General features: G+C 57.6%; 17 protein-coding genes and 1 pseudogene. 11 read left to right on the top strand and 7 right to left on the bottom strand.

Translation table 11 applies throughout. The features are described 5' to 3' along the window. Nucleotides 1-298: 298 nt before the first annotated feature. Nucleotides 299-1,555 (top strand): HAD family hydrolase, encoded by a 1,257-nt coding sequence (locus KGA82_RS17410; protein ID WP_223451518.1) that lies wholly within the window; start codon nt 299-301, stop codon nt 1,553-1,555. Further along, nucleotides 1,519-2,802, top strand: coding sequence for a DNA-processing protein DprA (locus KGA82_RS17405; protein ID WP_223451516.1), 1,284 nt, complete (start codon nt 1,519-1,521; stop codon nt 2,800-2,802). Before KGA82_RS17410 ends, KGA82_RS17405 begins: the two co-directional genes overlap by 37 nt. A 189-nt stretch (nt 2,803-2,991) precedes the next feature. Here KGA82_RS17405 and KGA82_RS17400 read toward each other — a convergent pair. The 4 genes and pseudogenes from KGA82_RS17400 to KGA82_RS17385 form a co-directional block, all read right to left on the bottom strand. Beyond that, nucleotides 2,992-3,156 (bottom strand): annotated as a pseudogene (locus tag KGA82_RS17400) (carbohydrate porin); the annotation flags it as partial. A 212-nt stretch (nt 3,157-3,368) separates the two neighbouring features. Further along, nucleotides 3,369-4,097: an abortive infection family protein gene (locus KGA82_RS17395; RefSeq protein ID WP_223451514.1), complete on the bottom strand. Its 729-nt coding sequence runs from the start codon at nt 4,095-4,097 to the stop codon at nt 3,369-3,371. A gap of 834 nt (nt 4,098-4,931) precedes the next feature. Then, nucleotides 4,932-5,834: an FRG domain-containing protein gene (locus tag KGA82_RS17390; RefSeq protein ID WP_223451506.1), complete on the bottom strand. Its 903-nt coding sequence runs from the start codon at nt 5,832-5,834 to the stop codon at nt 4,932-4,934. 462 nt (nt 5,835-6,296) lie between these two features. Beyond that, nucleotides 6,297-7,211 (bottom strand): LysR family transcriptional regulator, encoded by a 915-nt coding sequence (locus KGA82_RS17385; RefSeq protein ID WP_223451505.1) that lies wholly within the window; start codon nt 7,209-7,211, stop codon nt 6,297-6,299. A 269-nt stretch (nt 7,212-7,480) separates the two neighbouring features. Here KGA82_RS17385 and KGA82_RS17380 point away from each other — a divergent pair, with 269 nt between their 5' ends. The 4 genes from KGA82_RS17380 (at nt 7,481) to pgm (ending at nt 13,711) form a co-directional block, all read left to right on the top strand. Then, the gene (locus tag KGA82_RS17380; protein ID WP_008044290.1) at nt 7,481-8,503 is read left to right on the top strand and encodes a zinc-dependent alcohol dehydrogenase family protein; all 1,023 of its coding nucleotides are present in this window, start codon (nt 7,481-7,483) and stop codon (nt 8,501-8,503) included. A gap of 563 nt (nt 8,504-9,066) precedes the next feature. Further along, on the top strand, nt 9,067-10,557 hold the full coding sequence (locus KGA82_RS17375) for a hypothetical protein (RefSeq protein ID WP_223451504.1): 1,491 nt from the start codon (nt 9,067-9,069) through the stop codon (nt 10,555-10,557). Beyond that, a complete protein-coding gene (locus KGA82_RS17370; protein ID WP_223451503.1) occupies nt 10,554-11,954 on the top strand; it encodes a PLP-dependent aminotransferase family protein in 1,401 nt (466 codons plus the stop codon). Before KGA82_RS17375 ends, KGA82_RS17370 begins: the two co-directional genes overlap by 4 nt. A gap of 110 nt (nt 11,955-12,064) precedes the next feature. Continuing rightward, nucleotides 12,065-13,711 carry a phosphoglucomutase (alpha-D-glucose-1,6-bisphosphate-dependent) gene (pgm, locus tag KGA82_RS17365; RefSeq protein ID WP_223451502.1) on the top strand — a complete coding sequence of 549 codons (1,647 nt, stop codon included), beginning with the start codon at nt 12,065-12,067 and terminating at the stop codon, nt 13,709-13,711. Nucleotides 13,712-13,873: 162 nt separating this feature from the next. Here the strand turns inward: pgm and KGA82_RS17360 are convergent, their stop codons facing one another. Next, nucleotides 13,874-14,569 carry a pirin family protein gene (locus KGA82_RS17360; protein WP_223451501.1) on the bottom strand — a complete coding sequence of 232 codons (696 nt, stop codon included), beginning with the start codon at nt 14,567-14,569 and terminating at the stop codon, nt 13,874-13,876. 238 nt (nt 14,570-14,807) lie between these two features. Between KGA82_RS17360 and KGA82_RS17355 the strand changes: the two genes are divergently transcribed. Continuing rightward, nucleotides 14,808-17,279, top strand: a complete 2,472-nt coding sequence (locus KGA82_RS17355) for a UvrD-helicase domain-containing protein (protein ID WP_223451500.1) — start codon at nt 14,808-14,810, stop codon at nt 17,277-17,279. A 63-nt stretch (nt 17,280-17,342) separates the two neighbouring features. Here KGA82_RS17355 and KGA82_RS17350 read toward each other — a convergent pair whose 3' ends face one another. Beyond that, nucleotides 17,343-17,615, bottom strand: coding sequence for a DUF1652 domain-containing protein (locus KGA82_RS17350; protein WP_192227150.1), 273 nt, complete (start codon nt 17,613-17,615; stop codon nt 17,343-17,345). Between the two features lie 262 nt (nt 17,616-17,877). Between KGA82_RS17350 and KGA82_RS17345 the strand changes: the two genes are divergently transcribed. The 4 genes from KGA82_RS17345 to KGA82_RS17330 are packed head-to-tail and all read left to right on the top strand — an operon-like array spanning nt 17,878 to nt 21,652. Beyond that, nucleotides 17,878-18,693, top strand: coding sequence for a helix-turn-helix transcriptional regulator (locus KGA82_RS17345; RefSeq protein WP_192227151.1), 816 nt, complete (start codon nt 17,878-17,880; stop codon nt 18,691-18,693). A 50-nt stretch (nt 18,694-18,743) separates the two neighbouring features. Then, complete coding sequence (locus KGA82_RS17340; RefSeq protein ID WP_223451498.1) at nt 18,744-20,150, top strand: NAD(P)/FAD-dependent oxidoreductase; 1,407 nt, start codon at nt 18,744-18,746, stop codon at nt 20,148-20,150. Nucleotides 20,151-20,180: 30 nt separating this feature from the next. Continuing rightward, nucleotides 20,181-20,522, top strand: coding sequence for a cupin domain-containing protein (locus KGA82_RS17335; RefSeq protein ID WP_008026311.1), 342 nt, complete (start codon nt 20,181-20,183; stop codon nt 20,520-20,522). A gap of 44 nt (nt 20,523-20,566) precedes the next feature. Continuing rightward, the gene (locus KGA82_RS17330; RefSeq protein ID WP_192227154.1) at nt 20,567-21,652 is read left to right on the top strand and encodes a polyamine ABC transporter substrate-binding protein; all 1,086 of its coding nucleotides are present in this window, start codon (nt 20,567-20,569) and stop codon (nt 21,650-21,652) included. Nucleotides 21,653-21,695: 43 nt separating this feature from the next. On the opposite strand, the gene KGA82_RS17325 is transcribed toward KGA82_RS17330, so the two are convergent. Continuing rightward, complete coding sequence (locus tag KGA82_RS17325; protein WP_223451496.1) at nt 21,696-22,352, bottom strand: lysozyme inhibitor LprI family protein; 657 nt, start codon at nt 22,350-22,352, stop codon at nt 21,696-21,698. Nucleotides 22,353-22,743: the final 391 nt, after the last annotated feature.

Here is a 22,743-nt window from a genome sequence, read left to right as displayed (position 1 = left end):
AGCAGACTTGCACTGCCATCCTTCTAACGCCGCTATTCACCTCCCAACGTGCAACGTTCCTGTCGACCGTTGGAGCATGTCCATTCCCTTGCAGTGCGCCTTCACCAGTGGCTCAAGCTCTCGCATGTCCGTGCGCGTTGTCTGAGATGCTGAGTGTTAAAAGGGGCGCTCAAGGCGTTTCCCGTTCTAGAAGGGCTCCCCGAATTATTAACTGGACGAATTAGTGGCAAATTGATGTTGCTGGCGCTTTTTATCCGTGTTAGTTGTCTTGAAATCGCAACGTATCAAGGACGACAGCATGGCGGTACAGCTTTTGATTTTTGATCTGGATGACACGCTGATCCGTACCGGTGACCTGGAGCAGAGATTTCGTGGTCAGCAGTTTCTGGGCAGGCAGTCGCAGCAGTACGTGGATGATCTACGCGCCGCTTACCGTCAAGATCCTGGCCGAGTTGTCTATTCTGCTTTCGCCATCATAATCCTGCGTGCAAGATACCCTGGCGTCCGGATTGGTGTTTTTACGAGGTCGCCAAGGCATTACGCCGAAACCCTGCTGGATCTTGCCTATCCCGGGCTGGCTTGGGACTTCCTCCTGGCGTTCGAGGACACTCCTCAACCCAAGCCAAGCGGAGAGGGTATTCGTAGGGCTATGGTAAGGTTCAATATTCCCGATCCCAGTACCGTTTGGATGGTGGGGGATTCACCCGTGGATATACGAGCCGCCTACGATTCAGGTTGCCAAGTCATTCTTGACACCACCACTTGGCCAAGAACGCCAGCCCCGCGTCGCAGAGATGATTGGAAGGCTTTGGAAAGAATGCCTGACGCAATCATTAGTAGCGCTGCCGATTTACAGACCACGCTCGACTCCCACATGTCTTACCTGCCCGTGGCAGAGAGGCTGCAGCAGACCGCGTGTGCCCCCATTCCGAACCGCCATCCTTTCGCGCGCATCGAGAAATTCGGCGCTTTCGATCACGAGCGAGAGAAGCATGACATCCATTACCTAGGACGGCATTTCTCTACCCAGGCGCAGCATCGTGCGAATTGGCACCAAGTCACCAATGATATCCATGCCATGAAGAATGCCTTGGTCGTTCCTAATTATTGGGTAGCGGCCATAGGCGCTTTCCTCCAGAATTTGGTGCGGAGAAACCCGCATCTCACCTTTGGTAGCTCTCTCGTAGTGACCGTTGTACCCGCAAAGCCGGGCAGAACCAGGCGCTTGGAGGCCATGCTGACCCAGCTATCGACCGTCCATGCTCAGAGAGCACTTGTGAATGCTGGGGTGTCGTTCACCCCTGACCTCATGCGGTATCGCGAGGGAGTGCTCTCTCACCATGGCGAGGGCCTGAGCAAGGAGCAGAGGATTGAGAACGTTAGGAATCACTTGGAGGTCATAGCAGGATCTGGCTACGAGAATAAGCATGTGGTAGTCATTGATGACGTCGCCACCACAGGGGCTTCACTCATTTACGCTAGGAAATATTTAATGGCAGCCGGGGCCAGGCAGGTTACTTGCCTTTCGCTGACAAAGGCCATCAATACTCAATGATCACGATTTCGCCTTCAACCCAAAAAATGCTCGCCTTATCCATGTTGTCCGGGGTGGGCCCTGCAACCCTTCGACGGGTTGTATCTCATGGCTTGGAGTCTGCTCCAATCATTGAGCTGTCGCAGAGAATACCTGCTATAGCCAAGGCGGTTGCTGACCCCAGTGCATGGGAGCTGGCTCAAGAGCTTGCACACAAGCAGCGCGAAGCGTCTGAGAAGGCAGGCGCGTACATCATCAGTGCTCTGGATGAAGGCTATCCAGCTTTGCTTTCCGCCACCAAAGACGATCCCTTTATCCTTTTTGTCAAAGGCACTCTATTCAAAACCCCTGAAAAGTCCGTAGCGATCATTGGCACCCGACAGCCTACGAAACATGGCGAGATGATCACTCACCGAATCACCGAATTCTTTTGTGGCCAGCGTTGGAGCGTAGTGAGTGGGCTGGCTCTGGGATGTGACGGGATAGCTCATCGAGCGGCCATCGCGGCTGGGGGACACACCGTCGCGGTGCTGGCTCACGGGTTGCAGACCGTTGCTCCGTCGCAGCATCGAAAGCTGGCCGAAGAAATCTTGAATAGCGGAGGCGCTTTAGTTTCCGAGTACCGATTTGGACAGGGAGCATTGCCCACCCAGTTCGTAAAGCGTGATCGCACACAAGCTGGCCTAGCCCAGGGCGTCGTGATGATTCAATCTGACCTCAAGGGAGGCAGTCTCCACGCCTCCAGAGCTGCGCTGGACTACGAGCGTTGGTTGGCTGTGCCATACCCAACTGCTACAGACGAGCTGGCCAATGAACCGAAGATCCAGGCGAATCTGATGATTGCGAATTCGCACGCAGACATCGACCGTGCCAATTTGCTCAAGTGTCACCTAAGTAAGCTTTCAAAAGTAATCGTGTTGCGGGCAAGGGAAGACTATCCCCGACTGGTCTCCGCGTCTGTAGGCGTGCTTGAGGCGGAAGAGGAAATGGCACTTGATGGCGAGGAGGGGGGGGAGCAAGCATCCCTGATGCTTAAGGGCGACGACCTGTCCAAAAGCAGCCCTGATGACCTTCATTCAAGTGCTGCGCCGGCTGAAGGAATTTGTCACGACCAGTCCGATCCTCAAAGCGAAGACGATGGGGGAAGATCTGAGCCAGGGAGCCCCGATCAGAGAGGTCAAATACCAGAGGTCTCCGGCGGCACTCACAAGGTCGACGCTACCTCTGAGTCTAAAGCAGACCTGACCGTCCAGCAGAAGCTGTTGTAGGGCTGGCTCAATATCTGTGAGCGGTGGTCTCGTCTGCCAATCCAAAACAATCCTACCGGTTGCCACATTGATGGCCGCCTGGGCCGCAGTACCATCAAGACCCTTCTTTAGCCCATCGTTGGCAGCAAATTTCACCCATAAAAAAAGGGCAGCAAAGCTGCCCAAAACCCACACCAGAGCGAGCGTTAATCAGAATTTGGTCTCTAGCTTGATGCCAGCGACCAGAGCGTTGTCCACGTGATCAGTGCCGCCAGGATGGACGATGTATTGAACGTTCGGGCGAACGGTGAGCCAGTCCGTCACATGGATGATCGGGGTGAGGGTGTAGAGATTCGCCCGGAATTGCGGTGGCATCTTTTCTACGCTTTGCGTCGGAAATTGATCTTCGACGGGCACCTCACGGACGCCATGGTGGACGACCACATCAGTGCAGACCTGGGGCTGTGATGCTCGGGCCGTTCGGTTTCGTCGAGATTCTCCCGTGCCTAGAGAATGCTTCAGCATCCGACTCGAATGAGCATCCTATCTGCTGGCTGGAGATGGCTGAGGCAGCTTATGTCGCTGCCCTATGCCGAACTCGTGCCTGCGGTTGGCGGATAAACCGCAAGATGTTGCTGTAGTAAAAATAGGCAGGCTGTACCGGCCAAATTCACGCACATGGTGGCCACGCTTTCACTGAGATTGTAGGCAGCACTTCCACGACCATGCGCGTCACCAAACTCATTGCGTAAATCCCCAACAGTTTTCATCAGGGTGGCCATGTCCTGGACGGCTTGTTGCACCTTCGGAGGGCGCTGGTCTAACCGCAGGACTTTGCAGGTTGCCTTGAACAACTGATCTCCTTGTAGGTGGCGGTCATTCCCATGCTGGATCAAAATCCATTTTTGGGTCGCCTCCCAGAAGCTTCTTGCGGCTGTCAGGGCGCCGGCTGGGTCGTTGGGATGACGGTTGAGTGCTTTCGCCCACAGCGTATCAAGGTGTTCATCCCCTAAACGACCTAGCAGTTCGCCCAGATGGTAATCGACGGGTTCCAACTGTCCGATGGCTTCTCGCAACAACTGCTCGCCTTCATAAGTGAGCCCACCGATGACGATGACCTGACTGCAAAGCAGATCACCACCCAACGACTCCATGTGCGGCAGCTGTTTCTTGATCAAGCCCTTTTTGCAGGCATAGTCGAGTGCCTTGGCCGTCCCCTGAAAGGCTTGCAGCGCTTCTCGGGTGTGATCAGCAGGTGAAAAATCATTTTCCCCCTGTTCGACCTGCCTGAGCACGTCCAGCAGTGTCCGATCCATGACCACATCCTCCCTGATGCCCTGCACCCTTGAGGGCCGTTGCCCGGCGATGTTGTACCTGAGCCCGATGGCTCAGGCGTTGACCTGCCGATTTACTCAGGTTTAGAGGCAGGCGTCTAGCAGGTTCCTCTGCTTGGAAGAACGACACCCTCTCTGAGGGTGCGTTCGGATTAGTTACTGCAGGCACTTCCCCGGTACGGATGTTCCAAACTTCCATGGCCATCGACTTTCCGGGACTTGGTAGTGCGTACGCCTACAGCATGAAGATGGCGATGCTCAAACGTAATCTAAGGATCTACCCATGTGTCTGCCGATCGCTCGGAGTGGACTCGGAAGGGCGCATGCGCTCCAGAGTCCCCAGCCGCACACCAGCGAGCAAACTGATGATCAGATTGTTGCCGAGCAATGGGGTGAGTTGGGGTAGAACAGCACGCAATTGTTGAGGCTCTTACAGCCAAGACCAGGACGTCGTTCTGAGCGAAAGCCTGATCCAGCACCCTCTGGGTGTTTACACCGTAGGCAACACACAGACGCACCATGCTTTCCTTAGACCGCACACATACGTTGGGTCGGACTTACTCCGCCAGCAATCAACCCTGAAATGAGCGCAAAAGCCATGTTGCCGCCACCCAGAAAGGAAACCTTGAGGTTTCTCAGCGAGTCAGCAGGGGAAGGATCGAGCATGGTGCAGGTACTCCGCGATGAACAGTGCTGCTGGCCCAGACTGGCGGGGTACCGTGGCAGGCTGGCTGCCATGGAACGCCGCCAATCGTCAAAATTGGTAGGCAGGTATTGCGCCAGATTCTACCAGCAGTACCTAACGCAGACTCAGGATCAACGAGCGGATCGTTTATCTGACTTTCTGCTTCGTGTACTGGCGTATGTCTGATTGGCCGTCTTTGCGACGTCTTTGGCGATCGAATCAAGACTGGGATAGATGAAGCTTTCGTTGATGCCTAATTTTCCCAAGCTGGCCAGGATCGCTGTGGTAGACGTGTACGGGATGAAAATCTTTGAGATGAGGTCTTGTAAAGCGTTGTAGTAGTCAAGTGGTGCGATCTGCGCACCATGAAGTGTGAATGTACCGCTCTGGGCCCGGATTCGCGTTGTCATGTGGGGGGCGGTGATACATACCGGCAGCGTGGTTATATCTTTTGTGAAGGGATCGATGTATTTGTCCCAGCTTTCTGCGTGTGAAGCGATATCAATCGTCTTGGACTGCAGAATCGTTTGTTCATTGATCTTCGTTGGTTCAATGGCAAATACCGCGAAGCCTTCCGCACTGAAGTTATCGTCCTCAAATCGCTCGCACTCAGGCTTTCCATCGCCTTCGCGCACTTGAGCGCCCTGGGCTGCAAAATACAATGCCACTAGGGCATTGGTAGACCAGTCGAGCAGCCTCGTCGGCAAGCCGTGATGCTGAGCGATAAACATCCACTCGAATTCGTTCGTGGGTTGCTGCTCCAGAAATGGTCTGCCTAGCTGTTTGAAGTCCTGAAGCATTTTTTCGGAGTTCGGGCCAGAGAAGACTCCTCCACTGCTGAATCTTACTGCCGTGTCGTCAACCTCTTGGCCAAGGTGGTCGTGAGACTGATGGATATTTCGCAGTGCCCCAGGTATGAGCCGGTGACTGGCACTCGATTGGCCGCGGAACCACAGTGAATTGGGTTCTTCAGGTTTTAAGCTATCAATGATGCCTACGAATTCTACGAGCGTCCTGGCTGTATAGATTTTCACATTAGCCTCTTGGAATTTCGATTTTTGGATGTGTCATCCTATGCTACACGAGCAGCTCTGCAGCGCGCTTGACCTATGCCAATGTGGGGCTAAAGGGAGGGGAGCACAAAGCCTGTCATGAAAGCAGTGTGCTTTGCGTGATCGCAATCATGGGTGGTGGTGCTTTGCCGCGCCTGAACTTTTCACGAATCTAGGCTGACACAGAGATTATTTGAGCTGGGCGACCAGTGCTTTCGACACAGCTTCAGAGCTCGCCGGATTCTGCCCGCTGATCAGCTTGCCATCCTCGATTAGGCACTTTGCCGAAAGCGCTGAGCATCTCCGGTTGGGGGCATCCTTTTCAAACCATCCAAAGCATGCCCTCAGATGTGCCCCCAATGTAGCAATCCACCGGAAGTGAATGGAGCTCCATGGTTTGTGGAAAGGCAGAAATGATCAGCCGAACAGCCTGCCAGACGACGCCTAAAGACTCTCAGGGTCGCCGAAGAACATCTGAATCCGCGACCTTAACCAACGCTCACCCGGATCATTGTCCTGCGACCCACGCCAGGCCATGTGCAATTCAAAGCTGCGCACCGGCAACGGCGGGTCTTCTGCCCGCACGCCGCCCGCTGCCGTCAATGCGTCAGCCGTGTAATCCGGCACCGTCGCGACGATATCCGTCCCGCTGAGGAGCGTGCTGAGTCCGTTGAACTGCGGCACCGCGAGTACCACGTGACGTTTGCGTCCGAGCTTTTCCAGCTCTTCATCTATAAAGCCGCTCAAGTCACCGGCGAACGACACCAGCGCATGGGGGCGGGCGCAGAAATCATCCAGGCTCAACGGGCCCGGCACTGTATCGGCACGCAACAGTTTGGGCATGCTGCGGCGCAGCACTTTACGCTTGGCGTTGGCCGGCAGGTCGGCGGTGTAGCTGACGCCAATTGAAATCTCGCCCGAGGCCAGCAGGCTCGGCATCAGGATGTAGTTGGCCCGCCGCACCACCAGCACAATCCCGGGCGATTCGGCGCGCAGGCGCTTGAGCAGCATCGGCAACAAAGCGAACTCGACATCGTCCGACAGGCCGATGCGGAACACCGCCGTACTGGTCGCCGGGTCGAACTCCGCTGCGCGGCTGACAGCCGTGGAAATCGAGTCCAGGGCCGGGGAGAGCAGGGCGAAGATCTCCACCGCCCGCGCGGACGGTTCCATGCTGCGCCCGGTTCGCACGAACAATGGATCATCGAACAGCCCGCGCAGGCGCGAGAGCGCCGCACTGATCGCCGGCTGGCCGAGGAACAATTTCTCAGCAGCGCGGGTCACACTGCGTTCGTGCATCAGTGTTTCGAAAACGATCAACAGGTTCAGGTCGACACGACGCAGGTCATTACGATTCATCTGGAGTCCTGGCAGAGTCATCAAGCTTGACGGGAGCAGCCATATGAGAACAATGGCCGGCATGAATATTACGGGGAAAGGCTGCTACTCTGCACCGAGTAATTCAGTTTTCCTACAAAGGCTGCTTCGGTTTCTTACGACATTTGAAGATGTCGCCGGCGCTGCGGAATCAATGACAGGCATGTCGACTATTAATAGCCACTGATAGTCTTGGGTAGAAAGCCCAGATAGAGTTCAGGGCATTAGAGGTTTCTTTGACGAGGTTTGCGATGTCCCGCACGATCCGTTTTCACAAGTTTGGTCCAGCCGAGGTGCTCAAATGCGAAGAGCATGCGGCCGCTCTCCCTGCACCGGGCGAAGTGCAGGTGCGCGTCGAGGCGATTGGCATCAGCTGGTACGACATACTCTGGCGCCAGAACCTGGCGTCCTCCCATGCTCGCTTGCCTTCAGGCCTTGGCCATGAAATGTCCGGCGTCGTGACGGCGGTTGGCGATGGCGTCGATGACCTGGCGGTTGGCGACAAGGTCGCCAGTTTCCCGGCTGAAAGTCCGAACGACTATCCCGTCTATGGCGAGCAAATCGTTCTGCCGCGCTCGGCACTGACCCGTTATCCGGACGTGCTGAGCCCGATTGAAGCGGCGGTGCATTACACGCCGCTGTTGATTGCTTACTTTGGTTATGCCGATCTGGCACGGGTCAAGCCTGGGCAATTTGCCCTGGTGACTGACGCGAGCCACTGCGCCGGGCCTTCATTCGTCCAATTGGGTAAAGCCTTGGGTGTACGGGTGATTGCCGCCACGAAAACGGCCGAAGAGCGTGAATACCTGCTGTCGCTGGGTGCCGAGAAAGTCATCGTCACCGAGGAAGAAGATCTGCTCATGCGGATCAACAAGATCACCGATAACCGCGGTGTCGATGTGGTGTTCGATGGCCTGGGCGGCCCGCAGATGTCGCTGCTCGGCGATGTGCTCGCGCCTCGCGGCAGCCTGGTGCTGTATGGCCTGCAAGGGGGTAACCAGACGCCATTCCCGGCCTGCGCAGCGTTCCAGAAGAACATTCAGTTCTTTGTACACTGCATCGGTAATTTCACCGGCAAGCCGGAGTTGGGCATCATTCAGGACCAGGTCGCACTGCAACGGGCCTTGCGCGACATCAACCAGATGACCGCCGATCGCGTGCTGCTGCCGCTCAAGACTCGGGTCTTCCCGTTTTCCGAGTTTGTCGAAGCACACCGCTACATGGACGAATGCCCATGCCGCGAGCGGGTCGCCCTTCAGGTCGAACCTGCGTAACAGCCCCTGAAAAAGTCCGTGCCTGCACGGACTTTTTTATTGCCCCTCGCAAAAAATCGAGACGTCTCATCGATCTGTCGATGGGTCAGTTCAGCAACTGAACTGGTTTTTGCTCTCGATCTGTATCTTCTAATCAGCATCTAAGCCTTGATAATTGAATGATTACTTTCATCTCAAGGAATGAGTCATGTCTGGGTGTCAGGCTGATACTTTTCAACGCACATCGTTAATAGATATCCGACCAACAGTAGTTCTTTGCGCAGCTTTCAAAAAGACATGTGCGGCTTCTATCTTTATTTCTTGTACTACCTATATGTGGGACGTTGTCGGACATTTCCTAGGATGTTCTGTTAAGTCGCCAGATGCCGGTGGTACGGGGCTTTTGCGCCATCCGGCTTCGGCGTATGCAGCGTCGGCGATCAACTATTTCAAATAATTACCAAAAGTATAAGTGCTAGCCTTTGACAATAATGTCCAGCACTTCATCCGTGTCAGACAATCCGCTGTGCAGTGCATATTGCTGTTTATGCAGTACTGAACTTACGAGCATCAGGTAAATAAAGATGACCCATATCCATGACCAGGCGATGAACTATGTCTACCAGCAAATGCTGCAACGCTTGCTGAGTTTTTTCTCTCGGGCCGAACGCACGGCATTGCAACTGATGATCCAGCGTCTGGTGGTCGCCGCGGGGGGCATGGAGCGCATTGGCGATTACAAGGTGCTGGCGATCCAGTCCGGCTCGCGGGACAGTTGCTACACCCTGGCGCTGCTGCGCGCCGCACAACTGAGCATTGCCGGCCGGGCGCCCGCCACGTTCCAGTTGCGCGTGGCCTCCCTGCGAATGAACGGTGCCAGCTCGATGGCCCAGGAAAATATCCATCGCAGCTACAGTTCGTTGTTTCTCTACGACGATCCACGGGTCGAAGTGTTGATGGTGGATAACCGCGAAGTGTTGCCGTTCAGCCACCCGGCACCGATCTCCGATGCCGGTCGAGAAGCCAATCGGCTCAATGTGCTGATGGTGGGCCACCGTCGAACCTGGAACGGGCCAATCGATCTGTGGGACGACGGCTATCTGGCGACCGGCGAGTTCTATGGGCAGATCGCGCGCTGGGACGGCGGCGTCGATGCTTTGGTCAGCAGTGACACGTCACGTCAGCAAAAGCAGTTTCTCGAAGGCTTGAAGCGGGCGGCGGCCAAGGCCGGGCTCAAGACCTCAAGTCCTGTTGAAACAGGCTTTGATGAACTGTTTGCCTTGCTCGATGAGATCGGCAGTGACTGCTATCGCGCGTTTTATGCCGAACAGGGGCAGGCGGCGTGGCGGCCGGCCGAGCGCTTCGAGGCCTGTCGCCGTACCACGTTCATCGACATTCAAGACATGCTGGTCAGCAACCTCGAAGAGCGCTGGCCGCTGCTCACCGAGTTTCTCGGTTTTCAACCTGACGAACTGGCGGCTCAGATCAGCGACAACGAATTCGTCAGCCTTTCGATATCCGCACACGTGCGGGGGCTGCAAGCGTGCTTTGTGCACGGTCGCAGCTATGAGGCGGGTGTCGCCGAATACTTGCAACGGGCGTTGGTGATGATGCGCCGCAAGCGACTCCCGGAGCGTTTGTGCGAGCAGGCAGTGGCGGTGTTCGGTAACCCTGCGAGGCTGTCCGAGCAGCGTGGGCTGGCCGCGGCCGAGGCGCAAAAAAGCCTCGGTTTGACCGAGGCTCAGCTGGTGTGCCTGCTCTTCGCACCCTTTGTCGAAAACGGTGCTGCCCTTGAGCGCTTTCTGCGTCAGTGTCATCCCGGAATGCTGGTGGCGATGCCTGATCTGCACCGGGCAATGCAGGGCAATCCGGTGTCGGAGCAGATTCTGCAATGGATGGTCGACGTCAGCGGGCTGCCCGTCGGCCTGCTCGGCACACTTTACCGGATGGGGCCGGTGCCAGGGGTCGAGGGCAGGGTGGCTGACCCGGATGCTGATGGCGTGGACCTGCCATCGGAAGGCGCCAACTTTGGCGATGATGCCGCGGTGGCGGGTGAAGGGTTAGCGGGACATTGAAAGGACCACGCGAGACCGACTTTGCTTATCAGGCGGTGTACCGATACCTGACGCACTTGATCAATGAACCGGTCAGCGACACGCGCGTGCGCCTGCCGTCGTTGCGTCAGTTGGCGGATCGTTTGAGCGTGTCGATCTCGACGATTCAGTACGCGTATTCGTTGCTGGAGAAAGAAGGGCGCGTGTATTCGGTCGCCAAATCCGGCTATTACGCGTTGCCGGTGTCCGCCATCAATGCGCCCGGCAATGGCAATGACCTGCTCGAAAGCGTTTATTTCAGTGCCAGGTGCCCGGGCATGCTGGTGTTGAGTGCCGATGAACCGGCATTGTTGCAACCCCTCGACAGTCCGTTATTGCTGCTGGAACGGGAGCTGCTGCGTCAGTATCCGCGCCAGCCGCAACCACCTTCGCAGCCCTGCGGCGAACTGGAACTGCGTACCGCCCTGGCCGCGCGTTACACCACAACGCCGGTACGCTGCTGGCATGCCGATGACGTTTACATTGGCGCCGACTTGCGCGGCGTCCTGGAAATACTGATCGCCGTATTGAGCCTCAAAGACGCCGCGGTGGTCCTTGAGTCTCCATGTGACTGGGCGATTCTGCGCTTGCTTCAGGCCGCCGATGTCCAGGTGATTGAATTGCCGCTGCAAACCGATGGCGGGCTAGACGTCGAACAGCTCAAGAAGCTGCTGGAGACCCACCCGGTGCGGTTAGTCGTGCTGTCATCCGCTTTGAACATGCCGCAAGGCAGCCTCGCAGATGACGACAACCGACAAGCCATTGCGCAGCTCCTCGAACGGCATGGCAGCTGGGTGCTGGAAAACGATTGCTACGGCGAACTCGAATTCGAACCGGGCGGCTTGCGGTTTCGCGATCTGCTCGACCCTGAGCGGCTGATCGTGTTTTCCACGTTCGAGAAAATCATCGGCCCGGAAGCGCCCTACGGCTTTCTGTTGTCACGGCATTTCAGCGCCGAATTGCAGCGGCACTTTTTACTGCGTGCCTTTCGCCTGTCGCCGATTCGCCAGAAAGCCATTGCCCGTTTGTACGGTAACGGACGGATCGACCAGCACCTTCATGTGCTGCGCAGGTTGCTCAAGGACCGCAAGGTGCAGATGACGCAGTTGTTGCAGGAGCGCCTGGGCGATGCCTTGCATTTTGTCGAGCCTCAGGGTGGGGCAACGATTTGGGTGCGCTCCCTGCGACAGGTCGATGTGCGGCGGGTGTTTCAGCGCCTGCTCAAGCATCAGGTGGTGATTGCTCCGGGCGAGCTGTTCAGTTTGCAGGGCCTGCACACGCAACACTTTCGCCTCAGTCATAGCTTTGGCGGTGATCATGATCTAGCCGCTGCACTGAGCCTGCTCGGCGATGCCTTGCGCCTGGAATCGGTAGACTGAGCATGTTCGCAAAACATCCTTTGCGTCCGTGGATCGATCCCATCGCGTTGCGGTCAAACTGCCAGTAAACTGCGTCCCTATTCCTGAACCACTCTATTCAGAGGTTTTGCATGACACTCAGTCCTTTTGCGGGCAAACCGGCACCGGCAGAGTTGTTGGTCGACATCCCGCGACTGGTAACGGCTTATTACACCGGCCAGCCCGATGCCGCGATCTCCACCCAGCGTGTCGCTTTCGGCACGTCCGGGCACCGAGGTAGCTCGTTCGACTTGAGTTTCAACGAATGGCACGTTCTGGCGATCAGCCAGGCGATCTGCCTGTACCGCGAAGCCCAGGGCATCGATGGTCCGCTGTTCGTCGGCATCGACACCCACGCGCTGTCCACCCCGGCGGGCGCCAGCGCCCTCGAAGTGCTGGCCGCCAACGGCGTGACGGTGATGATTGCCGAGGGTGACGAGTACACCCCGACACCAGCGATTTCCCACGCGATTCTCTGCTACAACCGTGGCCGCACCTCGGGCCTGGCAGACGGCATCGTCATCACGCCGTCCCATAACCCGCCGCAAAGCGGTGGCTACAAATACAACCCCACCAACGGTGGCCCGGCCGATACCCACATCACCAAGTGGATCGAAGCCAAGGCCAACGAGCTGCTGGGCAACAAGCTCGCCGGCGTCAAGCGCATCAGCTACGAGCAGGCGCTGAAGGCCAGCACCACGCACCGTCACGATTACCTCAACACCTATGTCGCCGACCTGATCAACGTGATCGACTTTGACGCCATTCGCGACGCCAAACTGCGTCTGGGCGTCGATCCGCTGGGCGGAGCAGGGGTGCGTTACTGGTCGGCGATTGCCGAGCATTACAAGCTGGATCTGGACGTGGTGAACACGCAGGTCGATCCGACCTTCCGCTTCATGACGGTCGACTGGGATGGCCAGATCCGCATGGACCCTTCGTCCAGCCACGCCATGCAAGGCCTGATCGGCCTGAAAGAGCGTTTTGACGTCGCGTTCGCCTGCGACCCGGATCACGATCGCCATGGCATCGTGACGCCGTCCGGTGGTTTGCTCGCGCCGAACAGCTACCTGGCAGTGTCCATCGACTACCTGTTCCAGAACCGCCCGCAATGGCGCGCCGATGCAGCCGTGGGTAAAACCGTGGTCAGCAGTGGCTTGATCGATCGCGTGGCCAAGCGTTTGGGCCGTCGTTTGTACGAAGTGCCGGTCGGTTTCAAATGGTTTGCGGACGGCCTGTTCGACGGCTCGCTGGGTTTTGGCGGCGAAGAAAGCGCCGGCGCCTCGTTCCTGCGCAAGGACGGTGGTGTGTGGAGCACTGACAAGGACGGCTTGATCCCGGCGCTGCTGGCCGCGGAAATGACCGCCCGCACCGGTCGCGACCCGAGCCAGGCCTATCGCGCGTTGACCGATGAACTGGGCGAACCGTTCTCGGTGCGGGTCGATGCCAAGGCCAATCCGCAACAGAAAGCCTTGCTGAGCAAGCTGTCACCGGAGCAGGTCACCTCGACCCAGCTTGCGGGCGAAGCGATCCAGAGCATCCTCAGCCACGCGCCGGGTAATGACCAGGCGATCGGCGGTTTGAAAGTCATGACCGAAAACGGCTGGTTCGCGGCGCGTCCGTCGGGTACCGAAGACATCTACAAGATCTACGCCGAGAGTTTCATCAGTGACGAACACCTCAAGCAGTTGGTTGCCGAAGCTCAAACATTGGTGGATGGCGCGATTTCTGCGAAATAAGTTGAGGGCCCCATCGCTGGCAAGCCAGCTCCTACAGGGCTCGCGCAATCTCTGTAGGAGCCGGCTTGCCGGCGATGGCGGCATCAGACACGCCGCAAATCCCGAAGCAAAAAAAAGGGCGACTATGACAGTCGCCCCTTTTTTTGCCCGGCATTTACCCAATCAAGCCAGGTCCACCAAAACAATCTCACTGTCTTCAATGGCCGTCACGCGCAACACCTGCTCATCAGCCACCGCAACACCATCTCGAGCTTGTGCTCGCAAGCCATTGACTTCAATCACGCCCGTCGCCGGAACCAGGTAAGCACGGCGGCCATTGTCCAGAAGATACTCCGCAGACTCGCCAGCCTTCAGGTTCGCCGCAACTAGGCGCGCATCCGCACGGATCCGCAGGCTTTGATCGTCGCCGGCCTTGCCGCTGGCCAGGGTCACAAAGCCCTCGCGCTGGCCTTTAGGGAACGGTTTCGCACCCCAGGACGGTGCCAGGCCTGTTTCGTTCGGGATGATCCAGATCTGGAAGATCCTGGTTTCAGTCGCTTCCAGGTTGTACTCACTGTGAGCGATCCCGGTGCCGGCGCTCATGACCTGCACATCGCCCGCTTCGGTGCGGCCCTTGTTACCGAGGTTGTCCTCGTGGGTAATCGCACCTTCACGGACATACGTGATGATTTCCATGTCCCGGTGCGGGTGTTTCGGGAAACCGGTACCCGAGGCGATCACGTCGTCGTTCCACACCCGAAGGTTGCCCCAGTTCATGCGTTCAGGGTCGTAGTATTCGGCGAACGAAAAGTGGTGATGAGCATCCAGCCAGCCATGGTGGGCGCCGCCCAGGGAGTTGAAGGGTCTGAGTTCGAGCATGATCGTCTCCTGAAAGGGGTGGTGAATGGCGAGCATCATCTATCAGGCACTGATCGATAAAAAGCGTAAAAAATGCCTCAATACAATCGAATAAATTGATATCAAATCACCTCGAAACATTTTCATCCAGCCTTCACTTCATCGCATAAGCCAATGACCTGTAAGCATTTCACTAGAACTGAACGGCAAATGCAGACACCATAGCCCTCAACAGCCTCACACCCTGGAGTCAGCCCGCGTGCCGCAACACACCCCCGATCTTCCTCCTGAACTTCGTCCCCTGGCCGAGATGCCGCTGCTCAAGCGCCTGGCCGCCCGATTCTTTGGCCATGGGCTGACGCGTCTGCGTGCACAACATCGGGCGTCATGGCTGCATGGCCAGGCCGACGGTTTTCGCAGCGGTCACAGCGCCGGGGTGGATTACGGCTATAAGGAAGGCAGGCTCGAAGGGTTGGAGGAAGGCCGGCAGGTGTTGCTGATTCGTGACTCGCGCTCCACCGAACACCGCCCCCCCAACGTCGATGACAACCTGTTCGACGACTGGCGCCTGCCATTGAGCGCCGAGCTGAAGAAGCGCATGAAGGCCGATGTCGCTCGTTTGCTCGCGCCGCACGCTCAACCCAGCGCCGCGCAGTGGAAAATGATCTTCAGCGATACGCCATCGACGTCGGTCATCGCCGGCGCGGGGGCGGGCAAGTCGACCACCCTGGTACTGCGTATTTTGCTGCTGACCCACTATCTGGGCTTTGAGCTGAGCTCAATGACCGTCGTGACCTTTACACGGGAGTCGCGCAAGGACTTCATCAACAAACTGATCGAGATGTTTGCGCTCTGGGGTCGGCCGCTCGGTTTCAAGGAGGCGCGGGACCTGGTGCGCACCTTCCATTCGCGAATCCTGCCCATGGTGCGCAGCCTGCCGGGCTTCGAGCGGCTGCAAGCGTTCGAAAACCTCAGCAACCGTGTGCAAGGCGCTGATGATGAGGCCGATAGCAATCCTTTCGACTTGCGCATCAACGACGCCCAGCGTCAGCAGCTCAACGCCTGCTATCACAACCTGCACACGCGTGATGAGCGCTTTCGCGAACTGATCAAGCCGTTGTCGCGCCATGCCTTGCAGCTCAAGGAGCTGGAGCGCGATCACCCGGACGTGCAAAAACGCATGGCCGTGACCGAACTGGCCGCCAAGCGTGATGAAGAACTGTGCGACTTGATTGAAGATTTGTGGTTTCGCGCGGGTGCCTGGCCCATCAAAGGCATCGAGCCCAATCGCCAGTCGTTTGATATCAATGGCTCGACCTTTCATTGTCATGGCTATATCCCGAGCCTGGACGCGTGGGTCGTGCTGGGTTTCGATCCTCGGGAAAACCCGCAGGTCAGCCGCCCGAATGCCAAGCTCAGCGTCCGCGCGGAATGGGCGGTAAAGCGAACCCTGTTTCAAGCTTTCTGTCGTAAGCCTTTGATATGGCTAGATAGTTATGAAACTTCAAAGCGTGTTTTGGCCTCCCTTGCGGGCGATGCCAGCGCCGGGCCGGGGTTCGATTACAAGGTCAAGGGCGAGCTCGGTTCCGCGCCGTTGCTGGACTGTTTTGTCGCGGCGGCCGGGTTCATCGAAAACCTTGGCCTGGATGTTCCGAATGCCGTGGGCAAGATGAGCTTCGCCAAGGACGACCCGGACCGGTTTTTCTTCGAGGCCTTGAGCCTGTTCTGGCGAGCCCTGGAAGATCATCTGCTGGATCAGAAGCCTCCGGTGATGACCTACAACCGCATGTTCGCCTTGTTCAGCGAGCATTCCCCGGAAAACCAGAAGCTGTTGAGCGATGAACTGCTGCGACCGCTGTCGCACCTGATGATCGACGAGTTTCAAGACGTATCGCCACAGATTGTTTCCTGGATTCGCGCCAGCCTCGCCGAGATTCGCAGTCGTGGCCCGGCCATGCATGTGGGACGCGGCGCTCAGCGTTCGTCGCTGCTGTGCGTGGGCGATGACTGGCAGTCCATTTATGGATGGCGCGGCAGTTCGCCGACGTATTTCATGGACTTCAACAAGGAGTTTCCTTCGCCGAGCACGACCAAGGTCATGCTCAGCGACAACTATCGCAGCCATCAACACATCATCGATGCCGCCGAACACATCGTACGCGCCGCGCCGGCCATCGCCGGCAAGAAGGCCAAGGCCAGTGGCGAGTCGAAAGCGCTGCTGCCAGTCAACGTGCTCGATCGGGATGATCAAGGCTTGGCCAGGCGGTTGATGGAGCACTACAGGCAGGGCGATACAATCTTGATGCTTTATCGAAAAAGCAGCGATAAGTCATTGATACAAGAGCATATTCAGTCTGTAGTTAATGTGGATTCTAGCTTGCCGTACGAGTCACGACGACTGAAGCAGTTGACCTATCACAGCGCCAAAGGCCTTCAGGCCGACGCGGTGTTTCTGCTGGGAGACTGCCAGCACCTGACCAGTTCGCCCTACAAGAATCAGGTCTACCACATGGCGGGTCTGGGCAAGGCTGGCGACAACGAAGCTTACGATAACGCGCAAAAAGACGAGATTCTGCGGTTGGCCTATGTCGGCATCACCCGGGCGGTCAGCCATTGCTACTGGTATGTCGATGGCCAGGACACCCAGGCGGCGAACATGCCCAAGGCTTCCGACCGGATCGGCAAGGGCAAGGCTTTTTTTGCCGATCACCGGGGCAAGACATCGGCGTAAACCCGTACTCACAAAAAAGCCCACAAGATGTGGGCTTTTTTTATGGCAGCTGCGCTTCAACCTTCAGGCATAACTCTTGAGGGCCACCGGAGGAATGAAAGACTCAAGCTCATCCTCCACCGCTTCAATGATTCGTTCTACGTCCGCTGCGTTCATGACAGTGGCGCACGGAATGCCGGCAATGGCGATCATGGTCTCGCCCGTGGCACGGTCAAAAAGACGGGCAATCATGCTGCCCGGTGCGTCCATGCTCGCCTCAAAACCCATGGGATGAAAATGCCAGCGCATCAGCTGGCAGGCGTTTGGAAAGGTGACTTTACTGAACCCTTTATTCATATGTTGCCCGCCTGATTCATCGAGCGCTTCCGTTAGCTCATGTTAGGAGGGAAGAGCCTTCATTGGCTCAACCGTTGACTGTCTTTAAAAGTAGCACCCGCATGTGAAAATAATGTGGATTTTTCAGGCCGATTGGCAATTGGTTGCTTTTTTTTGATTCGGGTCAAAGCGCTGTGACCTTTCAGCAAAAGGCCAGCACTGCTTGCTCATTGAAGCCGGTACGGAATTTCGGCAAGCTCGCCTTTTTCTCGTCGAGTCCTTTATGCATGCCGATGATGATGGCCCGCTGCAAACCCAGGCCACGAGCGAGACGGTCATGCGCTATCACCTGCGCTGGAAGCACCGCGACCTGGACGGTGTCATGGCGCTGTATCACCCGGACATCCAGTACAGCGACTTCTTCCAGAACCGAGTGATGGGGCTGGACGAGTTGCGCGAGTACGTGCGCAGCAGCATGCCGCGCGATCCGGATGAAGCGCTGGAGCACTCGGACCGCATCCGTCTGGACGGCAACACCGCGTTCATTCAGTACCGCATTACTCTGCGCGGTGGTGAAGGGTTGGTGTCATTTCGGGCCAGCGAGGCGATTACCGTCCGCGACGGTCTGATCTGGCGAGTCAACGAATACGCCTCGTTGGTGCATGAGCAGCCCGTCAGCAAAACCGCAAACAGTGCGCGCCCGGCCGTCAGTCGGCTCGGGTTGTCGCCGCGTCAGCTGAGTTTCATGGCGCAAGACCTGCAACAGTATTTCCAGCGCCAGCAACCCTATCTGGACCCGGAGCTCGACCTGCAACGGGTGGCGAAGGCGTGCGGGTACAGCCGCAATCAGATGTCCTACCTGCTGAACCAGGTGCTGGGCCAGAGTTTCTACCGCTACGTTAACCAAGCGCGCTTGCAACATGTGCTCGCCGCGCTGGAAAACGCCGCGCCGCCACTGCGTATCGACGATCTGGCATTTGCCGCCGGCTTCAATTCGCTCTCGGCGTTCTACAGCTGTTTCCGCCAGCACACCGGTCTGTCGCCCAAGGCCTACGTCAAACAAATTTCTTTGCGTGCACGCGCGCAAGACAGCCTCTGAGCCCACGCACTAGGATCAACGCCATCGAAGTTTGAGTGGCGGAGTCTTGCATGCCGGCGTGGCGCACTATCAGTTTGTGGATGGATCAACTCGACGAGCCGTTGTTGGCGCGTCCGGCGCTGGAACACGATCTTGACGTCGACGTCGCCATCATCGGCGCGGGGTACACCGGGCTCTGGACTGCGTACTACCTCAAGCGCCTGGCGCCGGGCCTGAACATTGCCATCGTTGAAGCGCAGACCGCCGGTTTTGGCGCCTCCGGGCGTAATGGCGGCTGGTTGATGGGCAACCTCCTGGGTGAAGACCGCTTGCTCGCCGATTTACCGGCCGAGCGGCGGCGGGCGTCGTATGACCTGCTGCATAGCATTCCCGATGAAGTTGAAGTTGTCCTCGAACGTGAAGGCATCGCCTGCGATTACCGTAAAGGCGGGGCGCTGTATTGCGCGGCGCGGTATCCGGAACAGGAAGCCAGCCTTCGACAGTATCTGGACAAGCTGTATCGCCAGGGCCTGACGGAAAGCCATTACCGCTGGCTCAGCCCCGAGCAGTTGGCGCAACAGATCAGAATCGCCAAGCCTTATGGCGGTATCTATGCACCGCACGTGGCGACCCTGCACCCGGCAAAGTTGGTGCGAGGTCTGGCCCGGACGGTCGAACGCATGGGCGTCAGGATTTACGAAAACAGTCCGGTCACCCACTGGCAATCAGGCAGCCTGCGCACGGCGAAGGCCATGGTGCGCAGCCGCTGGATCGTTCCGGCGGTAGAAGGGTACGCGACCACGCTGCCTCCGCTGGGGCGCTATCAGTTGCCGGTGCAAAGCCTGATCGTCGCCACCGAACCGCTGTCCGCCGCCACTTGGGACGAAATCGGCCTGAGCCACGGGCAGGCGTTCGGCGAAAGCAGTCGCCAGGTGACTTACGGTCAGCGTACGGCGGACAACCGCCTGGTGTTCGGCGCGCGGGGTGGCTATCAGTTTGCCGGCAAGCTGCGCCATGACTTCGACCTGACCGCCAGTGAAGTCGATTTGCGGCGTTACCTGTTCGGCGAACTTTTCCCGCAACTCAAGAACGTACGTATTACCCATGGCTGGGGCGGCAACCTCGGCATGTCCCGGCGGTTCAAGCCGCACATGCTGTGCGATCAAGCGAGCGGCATTGCGATTTCCGGCGGATATGGCGGGGAGGGCGTTGGTGCCAGCAACCTGGGTGGACGGACCTTGGCTGACTTGATTCTGCAACGCGATACCGAGCTGGTTCGCCAGCCGTGGGTCATCCCTCAGGGCGGTCTCGATGCACTGAAACCCTGGGAACCGGAACCCTGCCGCTGGCTCGGCTACAACGCGATCATCCGCAGCTTCGTCCATGAAGACCAGACCCTGGCCAATCCGGCTACCGCGCCTTGGCGACGCAAACTGGCCAGCGGGGTCGCCGGGTTCATGGAAGGTTTCATGCAGTAATCGGCGCTTTCTCCATAGACAGGTACTCCCATGGGCATCACGCAGTTCAAGAACACCGCAACCCTGAAGCTGGACGAATCAAACCCGGTCGCCGTGCCGTTGGGAACTCCCGTGGCGGTGGCGTCCACCACCAGCGTCGAACGCGACGACGGTGTCGAAACCGGCGTCTGGGAATGCACCCCCGGCCGTTGGCGTCGGCAGATCGTGGCCCAGGAATTCTGTCATTTCATCCAGGGGCGCTGCACCTTCACTCCAGATGACGGTGAAACCCTCCACATAGAAGCCGGTGACGCACTGATGTTGCCAGCCAACAGCCTCGGTATCTGGGACATCCAGGAAACCGTACGCAAGACCTACGTTTTGATTTTTTGATCCTCTGATTGCCTGCCAACAAAAACTCACACAGGAATCCACTCATGATCCGAAAGACACTGGCACTCGCTCCCTTGGCGCTCTTCGTGAGCCTCAGTCACGCCGCCGACACCGTGAAGATCTACAACTGGTCGGACTACATCGCCCCGGACACCACCAAAGACTTTCAGAAAGAAACCGGCATCGGCTTCAGCTATGACGTGTACGACAGCAACGAAACCCTCGACGGCAAGTTGATGACAGGCAAATCCGGTTACGACGTGGTGTTCCCGTCCAACCACTTCATGGCGCGGCAGATCGAGGGCGGGGCGCTGAAGAAGCTCGACAAGAGCCAGTTGCCGAACTGGAAGAACCTCAACCCGGTACTGCTCAAAGCCCTGCAAACCAACGACCCGGGCAACGAGCATGGTTTCCCGTACCTGTGGGGCAGCACCGGCATCGGCTACAACATTGCCAAGGTCAAAGCGGTGCTGGGCGATAACGCGCCCGTGGATTCCTGGGACCTGATCTTCAAACCCGAAAACATGGCAAAGCTGCAGAAGTGCGGCGTGGCCATCCTCGACAACGGGCCCGAGCTGCTGCCGGCCGCGCTGAACTACCTGGGGCTGCCGCATCACAGCAAGAACCCGGAAGACTACAAGAAGGCTGAAGCGCTGCTGATGAAAGTCCGGCCTTACGTCAGCTATTTCCACTCGTCCAAGTACACCAGCGACCTCGCCAACGGCGACATCTGCGTGGCGGTCGGTTTCTCCGGCGACATCCTGCAGGCCGAAAACCGCGCCAGGGAAGCCAAGAACGGCGTGGACATCGGCTATGCGATTCCCAAGGAAGGCGCCGCCATCTGGTTCGACATGGTCGCCATGCCCGCCGACGCCCCGGACGAAAAAGCCGGTTACGCGTTCATGGACTACCTGTTGCGCCCGGCTGTCATGGCCAGCATCAGCAACTACGTGCACTACGCCAATGGCAACGAACAGGCTGACAGCCTGATCGACCCGGCAATCAAGAACGACACCAAGGTTTATCCGAGCCCGGAAATGATGGGGAAACTGTTCGCGCTGGAAGCGATGCCGCTGAACATCGACCGGATTCGGACGCGGGTGTGGAACAAGATTCGTACGGGCAGCTAACAGTTTGTGCCAAGGCATCGGGACAGGACGTCCCGTTGCGCAATCAGCCGACCGGCTCGACCGTGCAACTCATTTGCCCCGAGCCGGGTATCTGGAACAAGGCATCGCTGCCGTTCTGCAAGAAGCTGTAGCTCCCCCGGTAATCCTTGCCGTTGAATTGGGTAGCGGAATCATTTGGTACCTGGATAAGGGTGGCAGAGGTATTCGCCCATTTCAGGTACACGACACGCGGCTCGACATTGAAGTAAGTGACGGCGATCAGCGCGTTGAGCCCGGTGCAACGAAAGGCTACCGGGCCGTCGGTGAGCCTGCTCGGATCCTTGGTGCGTGCAATCACCGAGCCTTGGCGAAGCTGATGCGCACGCTCGGCATAACTGCGGATCGTACAGGCCTTGGGTTCCGCCTCGGCAGAGCAGCGATTGCGGGCGTCCACCCAGAACCGTTGTTCGATCTCGACTTTGTCAGGCCGCGGCACTGAATGATCGTCTGTGAGCGCGAGGCGATAGAGGCGCGTCAGTTCAATGTCCATCTGCTTCAGTTGTGGGGTGCGGCAGATCAGCTTCTCGATGGCAGCGCTGGCCCTGGCGCAGTCGAAGCTGGTTGCCAGGACCGTAGAAGTCCCGGCATTCGCGCACAGGCTCGTTGCCGCACACGCACTGGCGGTAATGAGCCTGACCCACCAGGGCGTGACCCTTTTCATCTCGACTTCACCCGGATCATTTCATGAGGTCCGCGAAGAAAGTTAACCCGGTATTCAGTGTGGTCTCATTCTTCGAAAAGTCTAATTTTTACCCATGGAAGTGCGCGAATCAAAACGCCAATAGTCGGACGATTTTGATCCCGTCAACTTACTTTTATTTAATATTTAAATTGTAGATTGTCCGACAATAACGCTGGCTCACTATTTTAAATACGCCGACTTCTAATCGCGCCTATTGTTTTCGGGCATATTCTGAAGTGCGCAAACTTGACGCCAAAAAAGTAGTGGACGATTGATTTCAAATTGTGTCAGTTTTCTTTCGCCTTCATTGGGCGAGTGATAGGACGATCTCGCCAGAGATTGTTGCTATCTAAAAAAACTGTTCCATAGC

Origin of the sequence: Pseudomonas sp. BF-RE-22, assembly GCF_019956155.1 — a bacterium.
GTDB lineage: Bacteria > Pseudomonadota > Gammaproteobacteria > Pseudomonadales > Pseudomonadaceae > Aquipseudomonas > Aquipseudomonas migulae.
This window is presented reverse-complemented; position numbering and strand designations above follow the sequence as displayed.

Coding starts and splice junctions, on each gene's coding strand:
- KGA82_RS17330 (WP_192227154.1), top strand. CDS start 20,567: ATGATCCGAAAGACACTGGCACTCGCTCCCTTGGCGCTCTTCGTGAGC.
- KGA82_RS17325 (WP_223451496.1), bottom strand. CDS start 22,352: ATGAAAAGGGTCACGCCCTGGTGGGTCAGGCTCATTACCGCCAGTGCG.
- KGA82_RS17345 (WP_192227151.1), top strand. CDS start 17,878: ATGCATGCCGATGATGATGGCCCGCTGCAAACCCAGGCCACGAGCGAG.
- KGA82_RS17410 (WP_223451518.1), top strand. CDS start 299: ATGGCGGTACAGCTTTTGATTTTTGATCTGGATGACACGCTGATCCGT.
- KGA82_RS17395 (WP_223451514.1), bottom strand. CDS start 4,097: ATGGATCGGACACTGCTGGACGTGCTCAGGCAGGTCGAACAGGGGGAA.
- KGA82_RS17375 (WP_223451504.1), top strand. CDS start 9,067: ATGACCCATATCCATGACCAGGCGATGAACTATGTCTACCAGCAAATG.
- KGA82_RS17350 (WP_192227150.1), bottom strand. CDS start 17,615: ATGAATAAAGGGTTCAGTAAAGTCACCTTTCCAAACGCCTGCCAGCTG.
- KGA82_RS17385 (WP_223451505.1), bottom strand. CDS start 7,211: ATGAATCGTAATGACCTGCGTCGTGTCGACCTGAACCTGTTGATCGTT.
- KGA82_RS17335 (WP_008026311.1), top strand. CDS start 20,181: ATGGGCATCACGCAGTTCAAGAACACCGCAACCCTGAAGCTGGACGAA.
- KGA82_RS17380 (WP_008044290.1), top strand. CDS start 7,481: ATGTCCCGCACGATCCGTTTTCACAAGTTTGGTCCAGCCGAGGTGCTC.
- KGA82_RS17340 (WP_223451498.1), top strand. CDS start 18,744: ATGCCGGCGTGGCGCACTATCAGTTTGTGGATGGATCAACTCGACGAG.
- pgm (WP_223451502.1), top strand. CDS start 12,065: ATGACACTCAGTCCTTTTGCGGGCAAACCGGCACCGGCAGAGTTGTTG.
- KGA82_RS17360 (WP_223451501.1), bottom strand. CDS start 14,569: ATGCTCGAACTCAGACCCTTCAACTCCCTGGGCGGCGCCCACCATGGC.